This is a genomic window from Polyangium sp. 15x6, from assembly GCF_029960785.1.
Taxonomy (GTDB): domain Bacteria; phylum Myxococcota_A; class Polyangia; order Polyangiales; family Polyangiaceae; genus Polyangium.
The window spans coordinates 12,742-38,460 of record NZ_JASBQE010000058.1 but is presented as its reverse complement, the minus strand read 5'-3'; the positions used below and the strand labels follow the sequence as shown (position 1 = coordinate 38,460).

Annotated in this window: 17 protein-coding genes; 9 read left to right on the top strand and 8 right to left on the bottom strand. The window is 69.2% G+C overall.

Features of this window, described 5'->3' with window-relative positions; genetic code table 11:
• Positions 1 to 26 precede the first annotated feature (26 nt).
• Positions 27 to 2,552, top strand: a complete 2,526-nt coding sequence (locus tag QHF83_RS33515) for a kelch repeat-containing protein (RefSeq protein ID WP_282422084.1) — start codon at positions 27 to 29, stop codon at positions 2,550 to 2,552.
• Position 2,553: 1 nt separating this feature from the next.
• On the opposite strand, the gene QHF83_RS33510 is transcribed toward QHF83_RS33515, so the two are convergent.
• The 5 genes from QHF83_RS33510 to QHF83_RS33490 form a co-directional block, all read right to left on the bottom strand.
• Entirely contained in the window at positions 2,554 to 3,933 is a 1,380-nt protein-coding gene (locus QHF83_RS33510; RefSeq protein ID WP_282422083.1) for a hypothetical protein, read from the bottom strand.
• Positions 3,930 to 5,204, bottom strand: a complete 1,275-nt coding sequence (locus QHF83_RS33505) for a hypothetical protein (protein ID WP_282422082.1) — start codon at positions 5,202 to 5,204, stop codon at positions 3,930 to 3,932. The genes QHF83_RS33510 and QHF83_RS33505 overlap by 4 nt, the downstream gene beginning before the upstream one ends.
• Positions 5,201 to 6,424: a hypothetical protein gene (locus QHF83_RS33500; RefSeq protein ID WP_282422081.1), complete on the bottom strand. Its 1,224-nt coding sequence runs from the start codon at positions 6,422 to 6,424 to the stop codon at positions 5,201 to 5,203. The genes QHF83_RS33505 and QHF83_RS33500 overlap by 4 nt, the downstream gene beginning before the upstream one ends.
• A 386-nt stretch (positions 6,425 to 6,810) precedes the next feature.
• Entirely contained in the window at positions 6,811 to 7,839 is a 1,029-nt protein-coding gene (locus QHF83_RS33495; RefSeq protein ID WP_282422080.1) for an ABC transporter permease, read from the bottom strand.
• Positions 7,836 to 8,606, bottom strand: coding sequence for an ABC transporter ATP-binding protein (locus QHF83_RS33490; protein WP_282422079.1), 771 nt, complete (start codon positions 8,604 to 8,606; stop codon positions 7,836 to 7,838). Before QHF83_RS33490 ends, QHF83_RS33495 begins: the two co-directional genes overlap by 4 nt.
• A 54-nt stretch (positions 8,607 to 8,660) precedes the next feature.
• On the opposite strand from QHF83_RS33490, the gene QHF83_RS33485 reads away from it, so the two are divergent.
• Genes QHF83_RS33485 through QHF83_RS33470 form a run of 4 tightly spaced genes read left to right on the top strand, consistent with a single transcriptional unit; the run spans position 8,661 to position 12,907 of the window.
• A complete protein-coding gene (locus QHF83_RS33485) occupies positions 8,661 to 10,142 on the top strand; it encodes a radical SAM protein (protein WP_282422078.1) in 1,482 nt (493 codons plus the stop codon).
• A 1-nt stretch (position 10,143) separates the two neighbouring features.
• A complete protein-coding gene (locus tag QHF83_RS33480; RefSeq protein WP_282422077.1) occupies positions 10,144 to 10,887 on the top strand; it encodes an SDR family oxidoreductase in 744 nt (247 codons plus the stop codon).
• Positions 10,887 to 12,194 carry an aspartate aminotransferase family protein gene (locus QHF83_RS33475; protein WP_282422076.1) on the top strand — a complete coding sequence of 436 codons (1,308 nt, stop codon included), beginning with the start codon at positions 10,887 to 10,889 and terminating at the stop codon, positions 12,192 to 12,194. The genes QHF83_RS33480 and QHF83_RS33475 overlap by 1 nt, the downstream gene beginning before the upstream one ends.
• Positions 12,191 to 12,907: an SDR family oxidoreductase gene (locus tag QHF83_RS33470; protein WP_282422075.1), complete on the top strand. Its 717-nt coding sequence runs from the start codon at positions 12,191 to 12,193 to the stop codon at positions 12,905 to 12,907. The genes QHF83_RS33475 and QHF83_RS33470 overlap by 4 nt, the downstream gene beginning before the upstream one ends.
• Positions 12,908 to 12,914: 7 nt before the next feature.
• On the opposite strand, the gene QHF83_RS33465 is transcribed toward QHF83_RS33470, so the two are convergent.
• Positions 12,915 to 14,396, bottom strand: a complete 1,482-nt coding sequence (locus QHF83_RS33465; protein WP_282422074.1) for a HAMP domain-containing sensor histidine kinase — start codon at positions 14,394 to 14,396, stop codon at positions 12,915 to 12,917.
• A 209-nt stretch (positions 14,397 to 14,605) separates the two neighbouring features.
• Between QHF83_RS33465 and QHF83_RS33460 the strand changes: the two genes are divergently transcribed.
• Positions 14,606 to 16,666, top strand: coding sequence for a phospholipase C, phosphocholine-specific (locus tag QHF83_RS33460; protein ID WP_282422073.1), 2,061 nt, complete (start codon positions 14,606 to 14,608; stop codon positions 16,664 to 16,666).
• A gap of 18 nt (positions 16,667 to 16,684) precedes the next feature.
• On the opposite strand, the gene QHF83_RS33455 is transcribed toward QHF83_RS33460, so the two are convergent.
• Both QHF83_RS33455 and QHF83_RS33450 read right to left on the bottom strand, forming a co-directional pair.
• On the bottom strand, positions 16,685 to 17,059 hold the full coding sequence (locus QHF83_RS33455; protein ID WP_282422072.1) for an STAS/SEC14 domain-containing protein: 375 nt from the start codon (positions 17,057 to 17,059) through the stop codon (positions 16,685 to 16,687).
• Positions 17,060 to 17,198: 139 nt separating this feature from the next.
• Positions 17,199 to 21,146 (bottom strand): serine/threonine-protein kinase, encoded by a 3,948-nt coding sequence (locus tag QHF83_RS33450; protein ID WP_282422071.1) that lies wholly within the window; start codon positions 21,144 to 21,146, stop codon positions 17,199 to 17,201.
• Positions 21,147 to 21,274: 128 nt separating this feature from the next.
• On the opposite strand from QHF83_RS33450, the gene nudC reads away from it, so the two are divergent.
• From nudC to QHF83_RS33435, 3 genes are all read left to right on the top strand, one after another.
• Positions 21,275 to 22,117, top strand: coding sequence for an NAD(+) diphosphatase (gene nudC / locus QHF83_RS33445; RefSeq protein ID WP_282422070.1), 843 nt, complete (start codon positions 21,275 to 21,277; stop codon positions 22,115 to 22,117).
• Positions 22,118 to 22,383: 266 nt separating this feature from the next.
• Complete coding sequence (locus QHF83_RS33440) at positions 22,384 to 24,375, top strand: DUF1592 domain-containing protein (RefSeq protein WP_282422069.1); 1,992 nt, start codon at positions 22,384 to 22,386, stop codon at positions 24,373 to 24,375.
• Positions 24,372 to 25,694, top strand: a complete 1,323-nt coding sequence (locus QHF83_RS33435; RefSeq protein WP_282422068.1) for a DUF1552 domain-containing protein — start codon at positions 24,372 to 24,374, stop codon at positions 25,692 to 25,694. The genes QHF83_RS33440 and QHF83_RS33435 overlap by 4 nt, the downstream gene beginning before the upstream one ends.
• The last annotated feature ends 25 nt before the right edge of the window (positions 25,695 to 25,719 follow it).

The window sequence follows — 25,719 nt, the reverse complement described above, 5'->3', positions numbered from 1 at the left end:
TTCCATACCTTACGAGGGAGGCCACCATGGGGACGAGATGGCGCACGGCGTGGAGATTCGGTCTCGCAGCGGGTTTGTGTGGAGCGTGCTCGGCGGGCGGTGATGCCCCGGGCGCGGCAGAATCGCTCGCCGCGCCCTCGGAGGCGCGCGTCGCGGTGGAGACCGCGGAGGCGATCCGCCTCCACCTCGCCCGTGGCCTCGCGCCCATGGGTGAAATGGCCTCGCCGCGGAGGGAGGCCCCGCGCGCGGACGTGCATTTGCCCCTGCGCGCGAGCGGCGCATTTCGTGTCGCGGACCCGGGAAGCGGGCTCGCGGTCGAGGTCGCGCTCGCGGGCGCGCGTGAGGTCGCGGGCGAGGCGGGCGCGGGGATCGTCATGTATCCGTCGGGCTATCGCGGCGTCGCCGACATCGTGCATCGCCCGACCGAGCGTGGCACCGAGGATTACGTGTTTTTCCGGGACGCCCTCCCGGACGTCCCGGAGCTCCGGTACACGATCACGCTCGGCGAGGACGTGGCCGGGCTCCGCCTCGTGGGCAAAACGCTGGAGCTGCTCGACGCGGGCGGCGCGCCGCGCCTGCGCATGGCGCCGCCCTGGGCCAAGGACGGCGACGGCAAAACCGTCTGGATGAACGTCTCCGTCGAGGGTTGCAAGATCGGCGCGGATCCACGATTGCCGATGGGCCGCCCGGTCGTCGATCCCGGCGCGCGGCAATGCGAGGTAAAACTCTCCTGGGAGGGTACGACCGTACGCGCGCCGCTGCTCGTCGATCCCGCGTGGACCCTCACGGACGCCATGGCCCTCAAGCGCCTCCGCCATACGGCGAATCTCTTGCCCGACGGCCGTGTCCTCGTCGCGGGCGGCGACAAGGGCGGCGAAGTCCCGCTGGAGTTCGCCGAGGTGTACGACCCGAGCCTCAAAATGTGGATGCAAGCGCCGTCCATGGGGCAAACCCGACTCGGGCATACGGCCACGACGCTGAAGGACGGCCGTGTGCTCGTCCTCGGCGGCAAGGGAATGGTGCAGGGGGTCCTCAACGTGACGGCCTCCGCCGAGATCTTCACCCCCGGAAACAACCAGCCCAACGCACCGGGCTCGTGGTCCACCGTGAAGCCCATGAACTTCGCCCGCGCCCTGCACACCGCGACGCTCTTGAGTGATGGGCGTGTCCTCGTGACGGGCGGAAAAACCTCCGCACTTGTCGGCACGACCGAAATTTACGACCCCGAGGCCGATACGTGGGAGACGGTCGGGGACCTGCACCTAGCGCGTTACAATCACACGGCGACGTTGCTCGACGAGGATCGTATCCTCGTCGCGGGCGGCGAGAGCGCCGGCCCCTCGCAGACCGCGGAGCTCTGGAATCCGGAGACCAAGACCTGGAAGTCGACGAATTCCATGAACCGCGTGCGCTCCGGCCATACGGCCACGCGGCTCCCCTCGGGGCGCGTGCTCGTAGCCGGCGGCAGCATGATCCTGGCTCAGACCATCGAGCTCTTCGATCCCGCGTCGGAGGAATGGCATCCGGGGCTCAACATGACGCGCCCGCGCAAGGATCACGCGGCGAGCGTGATGGCCGGCGGTCGGATCATCGTCACGGGCGGCGGATTCGAGGACATCCCTTACACCACGGAGATCTTCGACCCGACCACGCAGAGCTGGGCCGCGGCCGGGGCCATGGAAAAACCCCGCTCGTTCCACACCTCCACGACGCTCCTCGATGGCCGCGTCCTCGTCGTGGGCGGGACGGGGCCGGCCGGGGTCCTCGTCGACGCGGAGATCTACACGCCGCTCGGCGCGCCGTGCGGCCTCGAGACCCCGTGTGACGATTCCTTCTGCGTCGACGGCGTCTGCTGCAATGCGCCCTGCGACGGCCAGTGCGAGGCCTGCGACGGCCCGCGCGTCGGCATCTGCGAGCCGGTCGCGGGCAAACCTCACGGGGCTCGCCCGGCGTGCGACGGCACGAGCGAGGCCTGCGCCACGTGTGACGGCGTGAACCCGCTCGAATGCTCCTACCCGTCGGGCAACAATTGCGACAAGAAATGCAACGAGTCCACGCTCACGCTGTTCGCCTGCGACGGGAGCGGCAATTGCGCGGAGTCGACGAGCAACAACTGCGCGCCGTACACTTGCAATGCCGTCGAGCTCTCCTGCGAGACGAAGTGCACGAGCAACACCTCGTGTGCCCTCGGCTCGACCTGCAACACCGAGACGAAGATCTGCATCACATTGCCGACGAAGTGCCTCGACAACGAGATGCTCGAGCTCCCGGACGGCACCCCGCAGAGCTGCGCCCCCTACGCGTGCCGCAACGGCGCCTGCCTCGCGACGTGCGCGTCCGTGGACGATTGCTCCGGCGCCGAGGTCATCTGCGACGAGAAGACCTCGAACTGCATGGACTGGAAGGCATTCGAGGACGCGCAATCCTCCTCGGCGTCCGCGAGCTGCACCACGGCGGCCCCCGGCGCGCCCGCGCCTTCCCGCGCGGCCTGGCTCTTCGCCCTCGCCGCCGTCTCCCTGCTCACCGCGCGCCGCAATCGCCCGCGGGCTTGATTCAGGGCGCACCGCGCCCCGCCGCCCGATAGATCCCCGTCACGCCTTCCCCTGACGCATCCGCCGAGACGAACACCATTTCGGCCCCCGCCGAGAGCGCCCGCACGGCGGCCTCCCGCTCGCCCAGGTACGCGCGCAGGTTCACGAGCCGCGCGTACATCGGCCCCACCGGGTACAGGGAAAACGTCTTCAGATCGGTCGTCGCCGCGAGCCCGATCGAATCATTGGGATCCGGCGGCAGAGCGCCCTCCGGCCCCACCGCCGCGCGCCCCTCCGTCCCGCGCGCCGTGAATGCGATTTGCACGATGCCTCCCCTGACGAGCGCGTGCGGCGCCCCCACCTCCGTCACACCTCGCCAGAAGACAGGATCCTCCACGTCCGCGGGCGCGAGGACCGGGTTTGGCGAGGTACGCGTGCAGCCCTGCTCGGTCACCTGGCAAAGCCCGATCCCCCGGCCTCTCCCGCCTTCGTAAAACAGATACGTCGCGCCGTCGAAATCGAACACCGACGGGGATCCCACGGCGCCCTCCTCCCACGGCTCGGCTGCAAGAAGCGCGGGATCCTGGTCCACGAGGAAGCTCCGCCCTTCATCCGTCGAGATGGCCCGCACGATCCTCGCCGGATCCCCCACCTCCGCATAAAGCTCCATGCGCGCTCCGCGCCGGAGCACGCTCGGTGCCCCCACCCGCTCCTCCCCGGGCACGACGAACACCGGAGCCTCCGGATCCATGCGCCACTGCGAGGGCGCCTCGATACGCGCCCGCAGCAAAACCGTCTCGGCCCCGCGCGTGAGTTCCAAGAATGCGATCGGCTCATCCCCGAGCAGCGCGGGCTCGCCGAGCGTGGCCACCTCGGCCACCGCGACGCACGAATTCCCGCTGCCGCACGAGGCGCCGCCGCCGCACAGCGACGCCGTGCAGACATCGTCGAGCGCGTCGCACGACTCCCCGTGGTGGCAATCGCCATCCGACGCGCACGACCGCGCGCATCCCCCGGAGACGCAACGCTCGCCCGACGCGCAATCGCCGTCCGCCCCGCAGGCGCGCGTGCACCGCCTCCCCCGACAAACCTCCTGCCCCTCGCACGATCCCGCCCCCTGGCAAGGCGCGACCACGCAGCGGCCGCAGATACACCGCTCGATCCCCTCGCAATCCCCATCCGCCCCGCAAGCGCGCTCCGTTTGTCCCTCCGGTACACAGAGCGCCGTCGCGCCCGTCGCCAGCGCCGGCGCCACGATCCGCGCCGCCCCCCGACAAACCTCCACCGGCGACGCCTCCCCGAACGCGCCCACGCCGTCCGCCGGAAAGGGCGCCCTTTCCCCCTCCCCCGACGCGAGCCCGCACGAGGCGAGGAGCAACATCCACGCCGCCGCTCTCTTCATCGAAATGCCGCCTCCACGGAGAGCGCCCCGTGAACCACGCGACCCGAAACCACGTACCGCGCGTTTGGCAGGGCCGGGCTCGCCTTTTCCTCCGCCCGCTCCGCCAGGACCGACACCTGCGCCGCCAGATCCGCCCGCAAATCCACGCCCCAGACCCGCCCGAGCGCCACGCCGCCGCCGAGGCCCACCGCGTGCCGCGTCGCGTCCGCATAACTCGTGAATCCACGTTGCGGCGGCACCGGTGACGGCGAGAGCCCATACCCCGCGCGCGCCGCCCACCGGCCGGTCGCCCATTCGAGGCCGAGCCGCGGCACGAGCACATCCCGGAAGTTCGGCGCGACGAACTGCACCTCCGTCCGCCCGGGCGACGTCCCGAGCGCCACGTCGAGCGATACGTCCGCAACCGGCGGCGGCGCGTCCGAATACCCCTGCCATTCGATCGATCCCAGCACCGAAAAACCCAAGCCCACCTTGGCCCGCGCCCCGAACACGAACCGCGGCGGATCGTACCCGCTCACCCCACGCACGCGCACCTGCGTCGTCCCATTGAGCGGATTCTCCGCCAGCGCGATCCGTACGTCGCTGTCGACCGCCACGGAGACCCCGAGCCCCCCGCGCAGCGAGGCCCCGAATGCGACGCGGCCGAGATCCACCGCAATCCCCACGATCGGCGCCGCTCGATACGCGAGCGAAATGTCCGAAGCCGCGTCCGCATACGTCCCCTCCGCATCCTGCCCCAGCTCGAAACGTGTCCCCTCACCGCCCATGTCGAGCGCGAGCGCCGCGCCCATGCCGAGGGCAAACGGCCCGCGCCGCAAGGCGAGCGCGAGATCGAACGTCGCCCGCTGCAAGGCCGCCTCGTACCGGACGAACTGCGGCTCGGTCCCCGGCCGAAATCCTATCTTCGCAATCTGGGCGTCCGGCACGTGCGCCGCGAACGCGAATCCCAGGGTAAACGACGCGGGCAGCCGAAATCCCGCCTGCACGCCGAGATCCAGACCCGACACGTCGGCCACGTCGGCCCGTCGATCATCGATCCGCAGGTCCAGAACCCCATACCCGTATCCGAGCCGGACCCGCGCTCCAGGCGCCGCCGCGAGCGCCGCATTTTGCACGGGCGCGCCCGCCGGATCCGCGTCCGCCACGTCCGCCCGCACGAGCGCCGCGCTCCGCCCCCCGTGCCCGAACGTCGCAGGCGCCGTCGCCTCCGCGCGCCCGCTCGCGAGCAGAATTGCGAGGCCTACCCCGCCCGAGAGCCGCCCCGCGCTCACAGATCCACCCCCACGCCGAGCGATGTCGAGAACAAGCTCCCCGCCGCCGAGACAAACTGCCCATTCCCACCGAGCCCGATCCGGAGCGCCTTCGCAAGCACGTTCGTGAGCACGAGCGTCGCCCCCAGCCCGACCGTGAGTTTGTCCCCGTCGACCAGGTTCGTCCTCCCCTGGGGCGCGCTCGTCATCATCGTCGGCTCGCCGCCCGCGCCGGCGCGGAGCACGAGCGTCCTCTGTTTCCCGAGGTCGAACCGCACACTCGACGCGATCCGCAGCGAAACCACGTCCCGAAAGAGCCGTCCGATCGGACGTGATCCGAGGTTCACCCCCGGGAGCGTCGAGCGCACCGAAAGAAACGGCCCCTCCCACGCCGACCATTGATGCCACGCCGTGTCGATCTCGAAACTCGCGCGCCCCACGTCGAAGCTCGACGCGAGCACCACCGTCAGCGGATCGAACATGGCGCGTTTCGTCTCGATGTTCGTCACGAGCGGCACGCCGCCCACGTCCGCCGTCGTCTCGATGCGCATCGGAATGCCGAAGGCCTGCCGCACCACGAGCGCGACCCGCGCGCCCTCGGTCGGATCGAAACGAACGCCGAACACGCCGGCCATCACCGTATTCGCATCGATATCGATTCGCGGCTCCGGCGCCCCCGTCGCGCCCGCCTCGAGCCGCGCCGGCCCACGCACCCCGGCGAGCACATTGACCGCCGCACCGATCCCGAGATGCCGCGTGATCCGCACGCCGAGCGACGGCAGCACGACGAGCCGCTGCGTGCGATTGTCGTAATACGGTTGAAAGGCCCGATCCCCCGCCCGCGCGAGCAGCCGGAGCGCCCGCGTCGGTAAAAAATGCCCCGCGAAACCCAGGCGAATGCGCCCCGCGAGCGGGCCCTCCAGAGGAACCGTCCCGCTCGCGGACACCGCGATTCCGAGCGGCTCCTCGAATGGCAAACGTTCTCCTTGTGCTTCGAGCGTCGACACCGAGACGATCGGCGCGACGCCGATCGACGTCCCCTGCCCGAGCGCGAGCCCGCCGGGGTTGAAATACGCGGCCGTCCCGTCCTCCGCGCGCGCGCTCCTCGCCGACGCCTCCGCGACGCCCTCCGGCCCGAGCCCTTGCACCTCGAATGCGCCCGCCTGCGCGCGCGAAGGCGCCCCCACCCACGCGAGCGCGACGCCGATCGAGAGGAGGAGACGCACCGGAACGTCGGCCATCGCGGAGCCGCACCTTACCGAGAAAGCCCCCGTGAAGGAACTTTCTCGTCCCACCGTTCCACGACCGGACATATTCTGTCCATAGGACGTATTACGTCCGATCGCCCCCTTTCCTGGATCCTTTCCGTCTGCCATGCTCTCCCTCGCGCCTGTCGCCGCGCCCGCAGCGTGTCCCCTCCACACGTCGCGGGCGCGGCGCGGCGCTCGACGACGCGGCACCGACCTCTACGAAAGCGCCGCATGCACGTCGGGCGCGCGCCTCAGAGGGTGCTGCCACAGGCGTCGCGAGCGGCTCGAGGCTAGGGAGGCCGAGCGAGGCGTACACTGTACGTCGAGCGAGGCCGATCGAAGCGTCGAGCCGCGCAGCAGCCTGTGGCAGCACCCTCTCACGCGTGCCACTCGAACGACACGAGGCTGATCGCGAACGTCGCCGCCGCCCAGAGGGCCATCATCCCGAGCCCTCCCGCGAGGTTCGAAACGTCGGTGACCCCGTAGAGCAACACCGCGCGCGAGAGCCGCACCATCTCCGTCGACGGCAAGAGCGCGCCCACCGTGGACAGCAGCCGCGGCAGCGATTCCAGCGGGAAAAACATCTCCGACAGGAAGACGATCGGCATGTTGATCGCGCTGATCACGTCGACGAGCAGCTCCGCGTTGTCGATCGCCGTCGCGAGCGCGAAGCCCGCGCCGAGGAACGTGATCACGCCGAGCATCGAGATCACGAGGAGCCAGCCGAACGAAACGAGCGTCAGCGGCAAATCGAAGAAGAGCCGCGCCGTCCCGATCAGCAACACGACCTGCACGAGCACGATCGACGACCGCGCCGCCACGTTCGCCGCGATGAACGTGCCCTTCGGCAAAGGCGTCGTCGCGAGCTTCTTCAAGAACAGATTCTGCCGGAACAGGGCCATCGGATACCCCATCCCGAACAGGCCCGACGCGAGCACCGAGAACGCGAGGATGCCCGGGAAGAGGTAATGCACGTACCCCCACGCGGGCCCCTCCACGACGTCGAGGCGCGCCCGCGCCGGCAGCGCCGCCGCGAGCCCGCCGCCGAAGATCCGATCACGCGTCCCCACGCGCAGGATCACGCCCTCCCCGTCCGGCGCGGCCGAGAGCACGGCGCTCGCCATGCGCGCGCGGAGCTTGCCGAGCGCCTCGGCCTCGGTCCGCTCGCGCCCCACGCGCACCTCCTCGAACGCCCCGAGCTCGGCCACGCACCGCTCGATCGCCGCGCTTTCGGTCTCCATGGACACCACGGCCACGTAGCGCCGCTCGAACGGATGCCCGTTCATGAACACGAGCCCGAGCACGGCGAGCAGCACGACCGGGAAAACCAACGTGAACCCGACCGAGCTCCGGTTCCGGAGCGTGTCGAGCAGCCGCATTCGTACGAGCACCAAGAATGCGCTCACGTCGCCTCCCCGCGCCCGATCGCCTGGCCCTCGCGGATCTCGATCGCGCAGAAATGGAAGAACGCGTCCTCGACCCCGAGCCCGCGCCGCTCGGCCTCGGGCACCGCCCGCACGAGCTCGTCCTTCGTGCCGCTCGCGCGCACGCGCCCGCCCACGAGAAACAGCAGCCGATCCGCGAGCGCGTCCGCCTCGCGCAGATCGTGCGTCGTCATCAAGAGCGTCCTCTCCTCGGCGAGCTCGCGCAGCATCTCTCCCACGATCCGTTTGTTCTCCGGATCGAGATGCGCCGTGGGTTCGTCCAGGAACACGAGCGTCGGATCGTGCACCACGGCCGTCGCGATGAAGAGCCGCGCCGCCTCGCCGCCCGAGAGCCGTGTCACGGCCGTCCCCGCGCGGTGCTCGAGCCGCGCGCGCGCGAGGATCTGCGAAGGCCCGCCGCGCACGCCGTAGATCGACGAGAACAGCACCGCGTACTCGCGCGCCGTCACCCGCTCGATCTGCGCCTCCTTCTGCATCACCACGCCCACGCGCCTCCGCGGATACGGCCGCGGCTCCTCGCCGAAGAGCCGATACGCGCCACGCGTCGGCTCCGCGAGCCCCTCCAGGATGTCGAGCAGCGTCGTCTTGCCCGCTCCGTTCGGGCCGAGCACGGCGCAGAGCCCGGGCCCTTCCACCACGAAGCTCACGTCGTCGAGCGCCACGGTCTCGCCGAAGCGCTTCGTGAGCCCCACGGCTCGGACGATCTCCTGGGCCCGCGCCTCGTTCATGCCGCCCCGAAGCCTATCCGATTCGCCCAGCTCTTCGAGTATCCTCGCACCATCATGCAGGCTGCGGAGCGACTTCTCCACGAAACCACGAGCCTCTGCAAGATGTGCAAGGACGCCCTCCCGGCCCGCGTCGTGGCGACGCCGAACGGCGAGGCATGGATGCAGAAGCGCTGCCCGACGCACGGCGAGCAGGAGGTGCGGCTCTCGACGAGCGCGGCCTGGTACGAGCGCACGCGCGCCATCGTGCCGAAGGACGCGCGCCCCGCGAAGATCCGACGCCCGATCGAGCATGGTTGTCCCTTCGACTGCGGCCCGTGCGAGAGCCACACGCAGAAGGTCCGTTTGCCCGTCGTCACGATCACGAGCGCGTGCGACCTCGACTGCCCGATCTGCTACGTCCACAACAAGAACGACGACGCATTCCACATGAGCCGGGAGGAGTTCGCCCGGGTCCTCGATCACCTCGTCGAGGATCACGGCGGCGATCTCGACATCGTCAACCTCACCGGCGGCGAGCCGCTCCTCCACCCGCACCTGCTCGAATTCGTCTCGATGGCCCGCGCGCGCGGCATCCACCGCGTCAGCGTGTGCTCGAACGGCGTGCGCCTCGCGCGCGACGAGGACTTCGTCAAGCGCCTCGCCGACCACGGCGCGCGCATCGCGCTCTCGTTCGACACCTTCGACAAACACGTCGATCGCGCCTTGCAAGGCGCCACGCTCGTCGACCTCAAAACCCGCGTTTTGGAGCTCCTCGACAAACACCAGGTCGACACGACGCTCATCCCCGTGATGACGCGTGGCTACAACGACAAGGAGGTCGGGCGGATCATCCGCATGGGCCTCGAGCTCTCGTGCGTGCGCCACCTCGAGATCCACACGATCACGTACACCGGCCAGGGCGGCGTCTCCTTCGATCGCTCGGGCCGCATCTCCATGCTGGAGGTGCTCGAATCCATCGAGGAGACGACGGACGGCCTGCTCCGCGTCTCCGATTTCGTGCCCTCGCCGAGCGCGCACCCGCTCTGCTACCAGATCGCCTATCTCCTGCTCGACGACGAGGGCGGCCCCGCGCTCCCGTTCCTCCGTTTCCTCGATCCCGACACGATGTACGATTGCCTCGCCGACCACCTCTACCTGGAGCCGGGCACGCGCCTCGAACGCGCGCTGCAGGACGCGATCGACATGCTCTGGGCGCGCGGGGACGAGGGGGACGAGCGCGGTTTGAAGCTCCTCGACCAACTCGTCCGCAAGCTCTTCCCGAAGGACAAACGCCTCTCGCCGGCCGAGGCGCTGCGCATCTCGGAGCGCGCCGCGAAGGCCGTCTACGTGCATTCGCACATGGACGAGGAGACGTTCGACGTGGAGCGCACGTATCAATGCTGCGATTCGAACTGTTATGCGGACGGCTCGACGATCCCCGTCTGCAATTACAACATCCTCTACCGGGAGAAGGAGGCGCGCTTCATGGAGAAGCCGCGCATTTGGGGGCCGCGCGCGGGGAGGCGCTCGCTCCCGCTCGTGCAAGGGGGTACGTGACGTGACGCGCCTCCTCGAGGGAAAACGTTGCATCGTCACGGGCGGCACGCGTGGCCTCGGCCTCGCGATGTGCGTCGCGTTCGCGCGCCACGGGGCCCGCGTGGCGCTCACCTACCACAAGGACGACGCGAACGCCGAGGACGCGAAACGCGCCGTCACCGCCGCGGGGAACGAGCCGCTCGTCTTCAAGGGCTCGGTCGCGGACAGCGCGCACGTAAAATCCACGGTCGCGGCCGTCGTCTCCGCGTTCGGCGGCATCGACGTGCTCGTCAACAACGCTGCGATCACGCAGGTCCTGCCCATTTCGCTCCTCGAAGAGTCGGACTGGGACGAGCTCATGGACGTCAACGTGAAGGGCGTCTACCTCTACAGCCGCGCGGTCCTGCGCCACATGATCCGGGCGAAGCAGGGCAGCATCCTCAACATCGGCAATTTCGCCTCCGAGCGCATCATCGAGTCGCCGATCCATTATGCCGCCTCGAAATCCGCGCTCCGCGGGCTCACGGAGGCGCTCGCGCGCGAGGTCGGCCGCTATGCGATCCGGGTGAATTTGCTCGCGCCGGGCCTCGCCGAGGTCGGGATGGCGCAGGGATTGCCGCAGCACCGGCAAAAGGAGTACCTCGACAAATGCCCCCTCGGCCGCCTCGCGCGGCCGGGCGAGATCGCCGAGATGGCCGCGTTCCTCGTCTCCGATTCGAACACCTTCATGACGGGCGCCAAGGTGGTGCTCGACGGAGGGCTCTAGTGGATTCGTACGACGACATCCTTCGGCGCGGGTTCGACGAGTACCGCGAATTCGTGAACCCCCTCATCGCGCAGCGCGCCGCGCTCGCCGGCGAGCCCATCAAGCTCGTCCGCGCCGAGGGCGGCGTCCTGTACGACGAACATGGCCACGCCGTCGAGGATTTTCACGGCACGCAGGCCTTCGGCCATCGCAACCCGTACATCGCCGACGCGATCCGGAGGTACCTCGACTCCGACGCGCCCTCCTGGTACCCGGCCCGCGTCAATCCCTTCGCCGGCCGCCTCGCGAAAAGGCTCTGCGAGCGCGCCGGCCATTACGACAACGCCTTCTTCGCCTGCACCGGCAGCGACGCGGTCGAGGCCGCCCTGAAGCTCGCCCGCGCGCTCACGAAGCGCCCGCGCCTCCTCGGCCTCGAAGGCGCTTATCACGGCTGCACCTTCGGCAGCGTCTCGCTCATGACGAAGGGCTACCTCCGCGACCCGTTCGCCCCGTTCGTCGAGGGCGCCGAGCACGTGCCCTTCGGTGACGTGGACGCGCTCGCCAAGGCCCTCGCGCCCGGTGACGTCGCGGCCATCGTCGTCGAGCCCATCCAGGGCGAAGGCGGCGTGCGCGAATTGCCGGCTCCGTTCGTCGAGGCGCTCTGCGAGCTCACGGAAAAACACGGCACCCTGCTCGTCGCCGACGAGGTCCAGACCGCGCTCGGCCGCACGGGCCGAGGCTTTCTCGCCACCGCGAGCTGGCCGCGCCGCCCCGACGTGGTTCTCCTCGCCAAACACCTCGGCGGCGGCATCACGCCGATCTCGGCGATGCTCACCAAACGGGAGACCTTCCTCCGCGCTTATGGCGACCATTTCGCCTCGGGCGAGAGCCACAACACGACGATGGGCTTCAATGCCCTCTCCTGCGTCGCCGCGCTCGCCGCGCTCGACCTCCTCACCGACGAGCGCATCGAGCGCGTCGGTCGTCTCGGCGCGAAGCTCAAGAAAGGTTTGTCCGATACGCTCGCGCGTTCGCCGCTCTTCCGCGAGGCGCGGGGCGCGGGCTTCATGCAGGGCGTCGCGTTGAACAGCCCCGATCACCCCTGGCTCTCGTTCGAGCATTTCGGCTTCGAGGACCTCGGCCAGAAATCGATCATCTCCCCGCTCGTCTGCCACAGGCTCTACCGCCGCGGTTTTTTCTGCTTCACCTGCGGTCACGACTGGAGCCTCTTCCGGCTCCAGCCGCGCTTCGACATCCCCGAGGAAAAACTCGACGCGTTCGTCGTGGCCGTGGGCGAGGAGCTCGACTACATCGAGGGGCTCGGATGAACGAATCGAAACGCAGAGCGCTCGTCCTCGGCGGCACGGGCGCGGTCGGGAGCGCCGTCCTCGCGGAGCTCGCGCGCGCCGGGGTCCCGTCGGCATTCACGTACCATCGCGCCGAGGCCCGCGCCCGCGCGCTCGAAAGCGAGCTTTCCGCGCGCCCCTTTCGGCTCGACCTCGCCGATCCCGCGGCGCTCGGTCGCCTCGCGGCGTCGCTCGAAACGGAGGGCGCGCTCCCCGACGTCGTGATTCATTGCGCCGCCGTCGTGCGCCCCGCGGCGATCTTCGAGGCGACGGATGACGACTGGGAGGCCACGATGACCATCAATGCCCGCTCGGTCTTCCAGGTTTGTCGCGAATTCGGCCGGCGACTCGAAGGCCGCGGCGGCGACCTCGTCTTCGTCTCCGCGCTCGATCGCACGCAATCGCTGCCCGTGCCCGCGATCTTCGCCGCGTCGCAGGGCACGACGTCCGCGCTCGTGATGGCTGCCGCGAAGGATCTCGGCCCGCGCGGCGTGCGCGCGAACGTCATCGCCCTGGGCCTGCTCGACGCCGGAATCGGGAAAGAGCTCGATCCGAAGCTCGCCGAGGAATACCGGAGCTTCAGCGCGCTCCGGCGCCTCGGAACGCCCGAGGAGGCGGCGAAAACGATCACCTGGATCGCGCTCCACAACACCTACGCGAACGGAAAGGTCCTCAGCGCGAACGGCGGAATCTGATTCGCCTTCACGCCGATCGCCGGATGGACTCGTGGCGCAGCAAGGGTAGGTGCACGCGAAACGTCGTGCCCTCCCCGCGCCGGCTCTCCACCTCGACGCGGCCGCCGTGGGCCTCGATGATTTTCCGCGCGACCGAGAGCCCGAGCCCGACCCCGTGCGCCACCTTTCGCGTCGAGACCGCGCGATGAAATGGCTCGAAGATCCGCTCGATCTCCTCCGGCTCGATCCCGACCCCCTGATCCGAGACGGCCAGGACCGCCTCTTCGCCGTCGCGATTCGCCGAGATCCGGATCTCGCCGCCCGTGGGTGAATACTTGATCGCATTGCCGATCAGGTTGTCGAGGACCTGTTCGACCCGCGTCTCGTCGACGTCGCATACCAGCGTTCCTTCGGGGATCACGAGCGAGATGCGGTGGTTCGGCGACGTCGAAGCGTAAAGCTCGACGGAGTCGTTCACGATCCGGCAGATATCACAGGGCTTCTTCGAGAGCTCGAGCTGGCCCGCCTGGATGCGCGTGGCTTGCAGGAGATCGTCCGTCATCCGGGCCAGGCGATCGATTTGCCGATCCACGATCGTCAACGTCCGGGCCACGCGCGGGTCCGTGGAAGGCGCGCCGCGCGCGAGGACGGTGGTGGACATCTTGATCGCCGCGAGCGGGTTGCGGATGTCGTGCGCGACGGCCGCGAGCACGGCGATCTGCTCCTCGCGTTTTCGCGCGATCGACGCGGCCATTTCATTGAACACCGCCGCGAGCTCCCGGATCTCGACGGGCCCGACATCGGGCGCGCGTGTATGGTCGTCCCCGCGCGCGAACCGCTCGATGGCGCCCCGGAGCGCGGACAGCGGGACGTAGATCTGGGAACGCGCGCCTTGCACGAGCGCGAGGACGAGCAGGAGCAGCCCGCTGATGACGATGATGCTGACCGTATCCAGCGCGTCGTCCCAGAACGCCGCGGTTTTCCGCGTCTGCGCCGCGTCCGCCAGGTTGATCGTCACGAGCTCGGCCGCCTTCGCCAGCGCGTCGTCGAAATCGATCTGCGTCTGCTGCAGCGCCTGGCCGAGCGGCACGCCGGCCTTCTCCAGGCGATCCCGCGCCGTGAAATACGTCTCCGTCCGCGTCGAGAGCTCGCCGAGGACCTGCTTTTCCATGTCGCTGCCGACGTGCGCCTCGGCCTCGACCAGCCGGTCCTGGACGGCTTTTTGGACGGCCCCTCGCTGGTCGTGCGGCTCCACGCCGTCGCGCGTGACGGCGTGCTCGACCAGACGCCCGTAATGCAGGAGCTCGAGCTCCACGTCACGCGCGAGCCCGGCGCCCATCATGGCCGCGTCGAGCCGCTCGGTATTGCGATGCAGGACCGCGGTCGAGAGAAACAGCGATACCGCCGAGAGGACGACCAGGAACGAGAGCGCAGCGATCGCCAGCGAGAGCAGCCGGCTCAGCCGCAGCGGGCGTCTCCGATGCCACCAAGGAGGATGCGCGCGATCCATACGCCAAACATGACCCGAGAATGGCGGAGCTGAAAGCCGATCCCGCAGCCGATCCGGCTCCGCCGTCCCGGCCTTCGTCTTCGTTCTCGATACCGCCCGGCGGCGCGCCGAGCTCTTGCGGCGGATCCGCCATTGAAAGTGCATGGACAGAGCTCCACCTGCCAGGATAGTCTCCCGGGAGTCCTTGGTTTTCCGGACGGAGGTCTCCCGTGTCGAAGCTGAGCAGGCGTTCCTTTCTTCACATGAGCGGCGTTGCCGCGGGCGGTTGGGTTTTTCCGGGCTGCATCGAGAAGGCGGTCGAGATTCCGGCCCACACGGCGACACGATCGATCATGGACGTCGAGCACGTGGTGATCCTCATCCAGGAGAACCGCTCGTTCGACCATTATTTCGGCACGATGCGCGGCGTGCGTGGCTTCGGCGACCGCTTCACCATTCCCCTCGTGGAGGAGCCGAACGTCTTCCGCCAGCGAAACGGCGTGGAGGTGATCCTCCCTTATCACCTCGATTCGACGGCCGGCAACGCCCAGCGCGTGGACGGCACGCCGCACAGCTTCGTCGACGGCCACGAAGCCTGGGATCACGGCCGGTATGGCAAGTGGCCCGAGTGGAAACAGCCCCAATCGATGGGATATTACAAGCGCGCCGAACTCGCGTTCCAGTTCGCGCTCGCCGAGGCATTCACGGTCTGTGACGCCTACTTTTGCAGCGCCCACACGAGCACGAACCCGAACCGCCTCTACGCGTTCACCGGCACGATCGACAGCCTCGGGCAGAACGGCGGCCCCGCCATCGACAATTCGCACGATTTCCTGGGCGCCATCGAGGGGGGATACACCTGGAAGACGTACGCGGAGCGGCTCGAGGAAGCGGGAGTCTCGTGGCTCGTGTATCAGGATTCCACCGACAATTTCTCCGACAATCCGCTCGTCGGCTTCCGGTCGTTCCGGAAGGCGTTCTTCGAGGACCAGGAGTCGACGCTCTTCAAGAAGGGCATCGACTCGAGGCTATCGAACCAGAACCTCGACGGATTTCGGGAGGACGTGCTCGCGGGACGGCTGCCCCACGTCTCCTGGATCGTCGGGCCGGCCGATTACTCCGAGCACCCGGGCCCGTCGAGCCCGGTGCAGGGCGCCTGGTACGTGCAGCAGGTGCTGGAGGCTCTCACCGACAACCCCGAGGTTTTCGCGAAGACGGTCCTTTTCGTGACGTTCGACGAAAACGACGGATTCTTCGACCACGTGCCGCCGCCCTGCGCTCCCTCGCGGCGGGACGACGGCGTGCTCATGGGCGCGAGCACGGTGGACGATACCGGCGAGCGTTATGACGAGACGCTCACGGATCCGCTCGGAGGCCACCCGCACGGGCCCGGCGTGCGTGTCCCCATGTGGGTCGTCTCGCCGTGGAGCCGCGGGGGATTCGTCTGCTCCGAGAACTTCGACCACACGTCGATCCTGCGCTTTCTCGAAGCTCGATTCGGCGTGAAGGAGACCAACATCAGCCCCTATCGGCGCGCGATGTGCGGCGATCTCCTCTCGGCGTTCGATTTCGTGACGCCGAACGACGAAGACCTGCCCATGCTCCCGAGCCTCTCGCAGGACGAGGCCGATGCCATTCGTACGGACCAGGAGCAGCTCGCGCAGGTGACGGTACCGACAGGGGAGAACGGCTCGCTCCCGCAGCAGGAGACGGGGACACGGCCTTCACGCGCATTGCCCTACGAGCTCGACGTCGGGTGCGTGGTCGACGGGGACGAGGCGGTGCTTTCGTTCGTGAACACCGGCAAAGCAGGTGCGGTGTTCCACGTGTACGACCGGCTCGCGCTCGCGGAGATCCCCCGGCGCTACGCCGTGGAAGCAGGCAAGTCCCTCGAAGGGCGGTGGCCGGCGACGGGAAACCAATATTCGCTCTTCGTGCTCGGGCCGAACGGCTTCCATCGCGATTTCGTGGATGCCGGCTCGCAAGGCGGGCTCGAAATCGAGACGATGTACGACGCGGAAGGATCGCGACTCGGGATTCGCTGCAAGAATGCCGGCGGGACCCTGCAGCGTTTCCTCGTGACGCCACGCGCGTACACGAAAGAGGGCGCGACGCTCGACGTCGGCCCTGGGGAGACGGCGGACGCGTGGTTCGACGTATCGGAGAGCGGCCGCTGGTACGATTTCGCCCTGACCGTGGAGGGACAAACTGCCTTCAGCCGTCGTGTCGCGGGGCGCATCGAGAACGGGCAGCCGTCGATCACCGATCCGGCGATGGGCATGCCCGGGTAAACGCCCCGAGGGAATGGGCTACCCTCGCCCCTGCGGATCCCGATAGGGGGCGAGGTACGCGCGCGCCTGGGCCTCCGTCTGAAAAAAGGCGAGCTCGAAGGGGAAAGCGGCGGGGGCGAGCGTGCGTCCAGCCTTGACGACCATCATCGACATGATTGTGAACGTGAAGCTCGCGCCATGAAGGGCCACTGCGCGATACGGATACGGGCGCTCGACCCGGGAGAGCCTCGACCGCGCCTGGGGCGAAATGCCTCGAAGGTCGCGCATGTCTGCGAGGAGCGAGAACGTGCCCTGACGGTCACCGAGATCGAAGATGAGGCGCAGGTAGGCCTCGACCGCCGCGACCTCGAAGGTGCCGTGTAGCTCCATGCACAAGAGGTCTGACCTCTCCATCCATAATCGTTGTTGCCCGCACATCCACTCGCGAGGAGGGCTCATCATGCCCTTCTACGTCAAACGGAGCGCCCGGCATACGGCATTTTCGTTTCATTGGCCGCGCCGGCCCGGTCGGCATTGCAGCCCGTTCCGCCCGTCAGGCTCCCCACGCGGCGGCAAGCCCAATCGTCCTCACATGTATCTCGACATTCTCCAGGAAGCTCCGGCGCAGCTCGGGCTCCACGATTCGATCCGCGCTCCGCAGGATCTCGGCCCGGGCCTTTGCAATCGCCGCCCGCGCCTCCTCTTTTGCCCCCGCCGCCCACAAGACCTCCGCGTGGACCAATCGCACGAGCTTGTCGAGCGTCTCGTGCTTGCCGCTCTCCACGATCGCATTCGCGCGCCGCGCCTCCACGAGCGCCTCCTCCACGCGCCCGAGCGCCACGAGCGCGCGCGCCCGCGACGCCATCGCCCCCGCGCAGAGCGGCGGCACGTTCAAGAGCGTCACCTCCGCCTTGCGCCCGAGCACCTCGGCCTCCACGAAATCGCCCCGGCGATAAGCAATCCCCGATCGATGCACCTCCGCCGCGCCCGCAATGCGATGCCCACCGTGCGCGCGTCCCAGCTCCTCCGCGCGCGCCGCCGCGAGCCAAGCCTCCGCGAGCCGCCCCCGCTCCGAGAGCACGCGCGCCAGATTCAAATGGCACGCCGCCTCCACCGTCCCGAGCCGCATCCGCTGCGCCGCCGAGAGGCACGTCGACAGCACCTCCTCGGCCCGATCGAGATCACCGAGCTCGGCGCAGACGTGCCCCAGGTTGATCCGCTCGACGCACGCCTGCCGCACGTGCCCCGCGCTCTCGAACAGCGCCATCGAGCGCACGTAGCCGCGCCGCGCCCCCGCGAGATCACCCTCGTGCAGCGCGCGGAACGCGCGGAGCTGCCCGATGCGCCCCACCGCATAAGGCTCGAGGTCCCGGACCCCGCTCGCGAGCGCCTGCGCCCGCTCGGCCACCCGCGCCGCCCGCTCGGTCCGGCCCGCCTGCAAGAGCAATGTCGCGCCGGGACAAACGCACGCGATCTGCGCGCTCCGCGCCTCGCGTGAGGTTTCGAGCGCGAGCGCCTCGTCGAGCCAGCGCTCGACCTCGTCCCACGCCCCGCGCCGGCCCGCCGACGACACGAGCTCGCCGATCGCGCGGAAATACGCGGCCGAGCCGCGCGGCAAGAGCGAGACCGCCTCCCGCGCCCACGACGAACTGCGCTGCGCGTCCCCGCTCCACCGGCTCGCCTCGGCCTGCACGAGCCGGAGGCTCCCGAGCACCTCGCCCTCCGCGCGCCGCGCCCCGAGCTCCGCCCGTTCGATCGCCGCGTCGAAATCGTTGCCCACGAGCGCCTGCTCCGCCGCTCGTACCCACCAGCGGATCGCGAGCTCGGGCTCGCCGCCTCGCTCGCAATGCGTCGCCACGAGCGCCGCGTCCGTCTCCCCGGACGCGCCCAGATACTCGGCCGCGAGCTTGTGCCCGCGCGCGAGGTCCTCCGGCGACAGCATCGCATACGCCGCCTCGCGCACGAGCGCGTGCCGGAACGCGAGATCGTCCTGCGAGGCCCGCGCCGGATCCGGGCAGCGGATCAGCACCTCCCGCGCGACGAGCTCGTCGAGCGCGTCCGAGACGAGCGCCTCATCCCCCCCGCAAAGCGCGCACACGCCCGCCGGTGAAAACCGCTCGCCGAAGATACTCGCCGCCCGAAGGACCCGCTTCGACGCTCGCCCGAGCGCGTCGAGGCGCGCCTGCACGAGCCCCAGAACCGAATCGGGCAGGCCCTCTTTGCCCTCGGCTGCGGCCCGGATCATCTCCTCCAGGTAAAACGCGTTGCCGCCCGCACGCGCTGCCACGACCCGCACCACGGCCGGATCCGCGTCCGCGCCGAGCACCACGCGCGCGAGCGCCTCGCAGGCCTCCGGCCGCAGCGCTTCGAGCCGCATCACCGTGGCGCGCTCCTCCTTCGCGAGCGACGGGAAAAGCACGTGCACCTCCGGCCGCGCGAGCGCGAGCACGTGGAGCGGCAGGTCGCGCGCGACCGCGACGACCGAGGCCACGAGCTTGACGGTCGGCAGATCCCCCCAGTGCAGGTCTTCGAGCAGGATGAGCACCGGCGCGCGCGCGCATTCGGCCACGATCCAGTCCTCGAAGGCCATCCGCGTCGCGTCGCCCATCAACGCCGGATCCGAGCGCGCGGCCCGCAGCGCGGCGCTCGCGGCGCCCGGCGCGGCCGGCACTTGCGCGAGCTCGCCCAGGAAATCGACCAGTCGGCCCACATCGACCGGGCTCACGAGCGGCGCGATCCTCGCCTCGATCTTGCGACGCTGCGCCTCGGACGGCTCGCCCTCGACGATCCCCGCGGCGCGGCGCACGAGGTCGGCCATCATCGCGTACGGCGAACCCGCGCGCAGCGACTCGCCCCGGCCGAGCAAGATCGTCGGCGTCTCGGCGCGCCCCGCGAGCCGCGTCGACATCTCCCAGCGCAACCGCGATTTCCCCACGCCCGCGGGCCCTGTCACGAGCGCGAGCCGCGCGGCCCGATCGGCGACGCACGACGTGTACATCGCCTCGAGCATCGCGAGCTCCCGATCGCGCCCGACCGTCGGCGTCGCGCGCCCGAGCAAGCGCGGATAGGCAGGCACGCTCGCGCCGATCTCGCCACGCAGGAGGAATCCGCCGTCGATCTCCTCGACCGCGAGCTGCGCGCCCACGAGCCGCGCCGTCGGCGCATCGAGCACGATCGCCTCCCCGGCCCCGGTCGGCCGGAGCCCCGATCCGCGCTCGATCGCGTCCGCGGCGAGCCCCGTCTCGCCCACGCGCGCGCGCGACGTCGCCACGGCGATCCGCACGCCCGGCACGCGCGCTCGCACCGAAAGCGCGAGCCGCGCGCCCCGCAGCGCCTCGTCCCCGGCCGACGCGGCGCTGCCGAACACGGCGATCACCTGATGGCCGAGCGTGCCATGACAAACGCCTCCGAGCTCCGACGCGGAGAGCTCCAGCGCGAGCCGCCCGGCGGTCCTGTCCGCGGCGGCCGAGAGATCGGCGAAGACCGCGGTGATCACGCGTTGCTCGCCGCGCCCCGAGAGCAGCTCGCTCGCGGGCCTCGAAGGAAGGCTCGCGTGGGGCACGGGCTCGATTCCCGACGCGGGGCGCGACGGATCGGCCCGCACCGCGGCCCACGAAGGCGGCGGCATCGATCCACGCGCGCGCCGGGCGAGCTCGATCGACACACGTTCGAGCGCGCGGGCCATTTCGAGCGACGAACCGAACCGCTCGGCGGGGTTTTTCGAAAGCGCGCGCGCCACGAGGGCCGAGAGTTCGGCGGGCACGTCCGGGCGCGCGACATCGAGCGGCGGCGGATCGTGCAGCACGATCTTCGCCAGCACGATGAGCGTCCGGTCCCCGGTGAACGGCCGTCTTCCCGCGGCGAGCTCGTACAGCACGATCCCCAGCGAAAAGAGGTCCGAGGCCGCCGTCACTTGCTCCTCGCCTCGGGCCTGCTCGGGCGACATGTAGACGGGCGTCCCGAGCCGGCTCCCTCGCTCCGTCAGGGTCCGTTCGCCCGAGGCGCGCGCGATGCCGAGGTCGATGAGCTTCACCGGGGGCGACTCGATCTCCGCGAGCCGCTCGGCATCACAAGCGAGGAAGAAATTCGCGGGCTTCACGTCCCGGTGCACGATGCCCTGCTCGTGGAGCGCGTGCAGGCCGAGCGCCGCGCGCCGCGCGACCTCGACGGCGACTTCGACGGGGAGCGGCCCGCGCCGGAGGACGTGCGCGAGGTCCGTGCCCTCCAGCCATTCGAGGGCAATGCACGGTTTGCCCTGCCTGTCCATCCCCTCGCCCACGAAACGGACGACATGAGGGCTCTGGATGCACGCGAGATAACGCGCCTCGCGGTGAAAACGCTCGCGCAGATCGGCGCTCGCGTCCGCGTCGAAGAGCCGCTTGATGGCCACGAGGCCGCCGGTCGCGTGATCGCGGGCGCGGAGCACTTCCCCGAACGAACCTTTGCCGACGCGCTCGAGGATCTCGAACCGTCCGCCGATCACGCGCTCGGGCGCCCCCATGAAAATTGCGTCTCCCCCTGATACGCCCGCCGCCCGCCGGCGTGTTCGTTTCTCGACGAAAAATACCGGAGGTTCGATCCGCGGTAAAGCGCGGCCTTGCTACCATGGCGCGGCAGGTCTCTCACACCATGAACAAGATTCCCCGTTTCCGCGCCGATCCCGCGCTCCTCGGCGCGCCGTCGCTCGGCCTTTGGTTCGCGTATCGCGGCGACGACCTCCTCGTCCGCCTCGTCGACGGCGACCCGCCCGCGCCTTTCCCTCACGACGTGCCGCTCCTCGAAACCCTCGGCGCGCTCGGCCTCGAACCCGTCCGCGTCCAGCCGCTCGGCTGGCTCGACGCCGTCCCGTGTCGATCCGCCGAGCTCTCGCCCGATGCGCCCGTCCCGCCCGGCTTCGCCTACGTCTCGCTCCGCCGCTTGCACGGCCGCATCGATCCGGACTTCGAAGTCGCCGCGGGCACGGCGTTTCAGGTGCAGTACTGGGACCGAACGCACCAGTTCTGCGGGATATGCGGCGCGCCGCTCGACCTCGAAATCGGGCGCCGGTCGAAGCGGTGCACGCGATGCGCGCACCAGCATTTTCCGCACGTCACCCCGGCGATCATCGTGCTCATCGAGGACGGACCGCGCATCCTGATGACGCGGCAACCACGTTTTCCTCCGGGCATGTACGGCCTCGTCGCGGGGTTCGTCGAGCCGGGCGAGTCGCTCGAGGACTGCGTGAAGCGCGAGACGCGCGAGGAGACGGGCATCGAGATCGACGACATTCGCTATTTCGGCAGCCAGCCCTGGCCATTCCCGCACCAGATCATGATCGGCTTCTTCGCGCGCCGTTCGGGCGGCGAGCTCGTCGTCGATCACGGCGAGCTCGAGGAGGCCGCCTGGTTCGACCGGGGCTCCTTGCCCAAGCTCCCCTCGTCGATGAGCATTGCGCGCAAGCTCATCGACGAATGGCTCGCGCATCGGGCATGACGCGCGGGCCTGCTCGCGCCGTCCCATACTGCACTGCGTAGCCTGTATCCACCATCCCCAATGATGCCCACCCGCAGGGCGTCACGTCGGCCCTCGCCGAAACATTTCACGAATTCGAGGGCCATTTCGCCTCGCATCGCCCCATTTCATCCACGTCCGCGCCGGGCATCGGTGTACCCTCGCCGCCAGGGAGGAACACGATGCCTCGTTCGATAGCTTCTCATCGGCCGCGCCCGAGGAGGCGCGGAAGGACCATTGCCCCGCTCGTGCTCGCCGCCGTCCTCGCGCCGGCCGCGATCGGGTGCTCCAGCGACGCCGGAACGCCCGCGACGGATCCCGGGCGCGTCACCATGCACCGGCTCAATCGGGTCGAGTACAACAATACGGTCCGCGACCTGCTCGGCACGGCGCTCAGGCCCGCGGACGATTTTCCCGCCGACGATCGTGGTTACGGCTTCGACAACATCGCCGACGTGTTATCGATCTCGCCGCTCCAGGCCGAGCTTTATGCCCGCGCGGCCGAGGATCTCGCCCGCGAGGCGATGAACCTCCCGTCGTCCTCCACGACGCTGCGCGTGGAAGCGGAGACGCTCACGGGCCAGGTCGGCGCGGCCGGAGGCGAGGACTGGAACCTGTGGAGCAGCGGCGAGCTGCCGGTCACGCACGAATTCCCCTCGACCGGAAAATATCGTATCGCCGCGCGGGTCTGGGGTGATCAGGCGGGCCCCGATCCCGTGAAAGTGAACCTGCTCGTCGGCGGCACCATCGCGGGCAGCTTCGACGTCAGCCAGACGAGCGCGGATCCCGTGGTCGTCGAGGCCGAGGCCGACGCGAATGCGGGCACGCAGGTCGTCTCCGTCGAATTCACGAACGACTATTACGACGAGGCCGCGAGCGCCGACCGGAACCTGCACGTCGACTGGATCGAGATCGAGGGCCCGCTCGGGGTCGTCGGGGAAAACCCCATCCGCGAGCACATCGTGGTCTGCGATCCGACGGGCGGCGCCGCATGCGTCCGGGAGATCCTGCAAAAGTTCGCCGAGCGCGCGTTCCGCCGGCCGGTCACGGAGGCCGAGCTCGACCGGCTCGCGGGCGTGGTCGCGCTCGCCGAGCAGCAAGGACAAACCGTCAACGAAGGCCTCGAGATCGCGCTCCGCGCCATCCTCACGTCGCCGCATTTCCTGTTCCGTCCGGAGCTCGATCCGAACCCGCATGCCAGCACGCCGGCGCACCCGCTCGATGACTTCGAGCTCGCCTCGCGCCTCTCGTATTTCATCTGGAGCAGCATGCCGGACGAGGAGCTCTTCGCGGCCGCGCGCGAGGGCAAATTGCAGGATCCGGCCGAGATCGAGGCGCAGGTCGAGCGCATGCTCGCCGACCCGAGGGCCGAAGCGCTCGTCGACAACTTCGCCGGGCAATGGCTCTTCACGCGGGCCCTCGACGATCACCAGCCCGACTATCACGCGTTCCCGACCTGGGACGAGACGCTGCGCGAGTCCATGCGGCAAGAGACGCGCCTCTTCTTCCGCGAGTTCCTGAAGAACGATCTTCCGATCCCCGAGATGCTCTCGGCCGATTTCACGTACATCGACGAGCGGCTCGCGACGCATTACAACATGCCCTCGCCCGGGCCAGCCGGATTCGTCAAGGTCACGATCGAGGATCCCAATCGACAGGGCCTGCTCGCGCAGGGCTCGATCCTCACGGTCACGTCCTATCCGACGCGCACCTCGCCGGTGAAACGCGGCAAATGGGTGATGACGCAGATGCTCTGCACCGAGCCCGACGCGCCGCCGCCGGGGGTCGAGGGGCTCGTCACCGAGGAGATGCCCACGGGCTCGATCCGGCAGCGGCTCGAAATCCACCGCGCGAACCCGATCTGCGCCGGCTGCCACGAGGAAATGGACAACCTCGGCTTCGGCTTCGAGAACTTCGACGGCATCGGCTCGTTCCGCACGGAGGACCTCGGCTTCCCCGTCGATTCGAGCGGCGTCCTGCCGGGCGGCAAGACATTCAATGGACTCACGGAGCTCAGCGCCATCCTCGCCGAGGATCCGCGCTTCTTGCATTGCGTCTCCGAGAAGATGCTCACCTACGCGCTCGGGCGCGGCCACGAGCCGGCCGACGCGGACGACCTCGAGCACCTGACGAAGGAGCTCGACGAGCGTGGGCAGAGGTTCGTCGATCTGATCAAGCTCGTCGCGACGAGCGAGCCGTTCCGGATGCGGCGCGGTGAGGCGCCGGGAGGTGCAAAGTGAAACGTTTCAAGCTGTCGCGACGCGCATTCCTCGGCGGAGCGGGCGCGCTGCTCGCCCTGCCGGCCCTCGAGATGTTCTCCCCGAAAAACGCGAAGGCCGAGCCGAACGACCTCAAACGCATCATCACGTTTTACGTGCCGAACGGCATCCACATGCCGGCCTGGACGCCGACGACCGAGGGGGAGCAATACCAGCTCCCCACGATCCTCGAGCCGCTCGGCGCGCTCCGGGAGAAGGTCCTCGTCCTCTCGGGCCTCGCGAACACGCCCGCGCGGCCCGACGGGCCCGGCGATCACGCCGCGGGCACGGCGGGCTTCTTGACGTGCCGCCACGTCGTGAAAACCGAGGGCGCGAACATCAAGAACGGCATTTCCATGGACCAGGTCGCCGCGGCGCACCTCGGCCAGTTCACGCGGATCCCGTCGCTGCAGCTCGGCATCGACGGCGGGTCGAGCGCGGGCGATTGCGACTCGGGGTATAGCTGCGCCTACGCGCGGAACATCTCGTGGGCCTCGGAGACGCAGCCGCTCCCGAAAGCGGTGAATCCCCAGGTCGTCTGGGACATCCTGTTCGGCGGCTTCGATCCCAAGGCCACGGCCGAGGAGCAGGCGCGGCAGAAGATCTACCGCACGAGCGTCCTCGATTACGTGCTCGAAGAGGCGAACTCGCTGAACGGCAGGCTCGGAACCACGGATCGGCGCAAGCTCGACGAGTACATGACGGGCATCAGCGAGCTCGAAAAGAAGATCCAGAAGACGGGCGAAGGCCCGCAATGCACGCCGATGAACCGCCCGCCGGGCGACCTGCCCTACCCCGAGCACGTGATGATGATGCTCGACCTCATCGCGCTCGCGGTGCAATGCGACGCGACGCGGGTCGTGAGCTTCATGCTGGGCAACGCGGGCAGCGGCCGGAGTTATCCGTTCCTGCTCGTGAACGAGGGGCATCACGAGATCTCGCACCACCAGAACCTCGACACGAATTACGAGAAGCTCACGATCATCGATCGGTGGGAGGTGGAGCAATTCGCCTACCTGCTCGGCAAGCTCCAGGCGATCGACGAGGGTAATGGCATGAGCGCGCTCGATAGCTCGGCCGTGTTCTTCTCCAGCGAGATCGAGGACGGCAATGCCCACAGGCACACGAACCTGCCGGTCCTCGTCGGCGGCAGCCTCGGCGGGATCTTCAAGCCCGGCAGGCACGTGGTGTATCCGGACGAGACGCCGCTCGCGAACCTGTTCATTTCGATGCTGCAGGGCGTGGGCGTAGAGGCGACCACGTTCGGCGACAACGGCACGGGCCCCCTGCCGAACCTCTGATTCGTGCTGCGCGGGCGGCGATCCC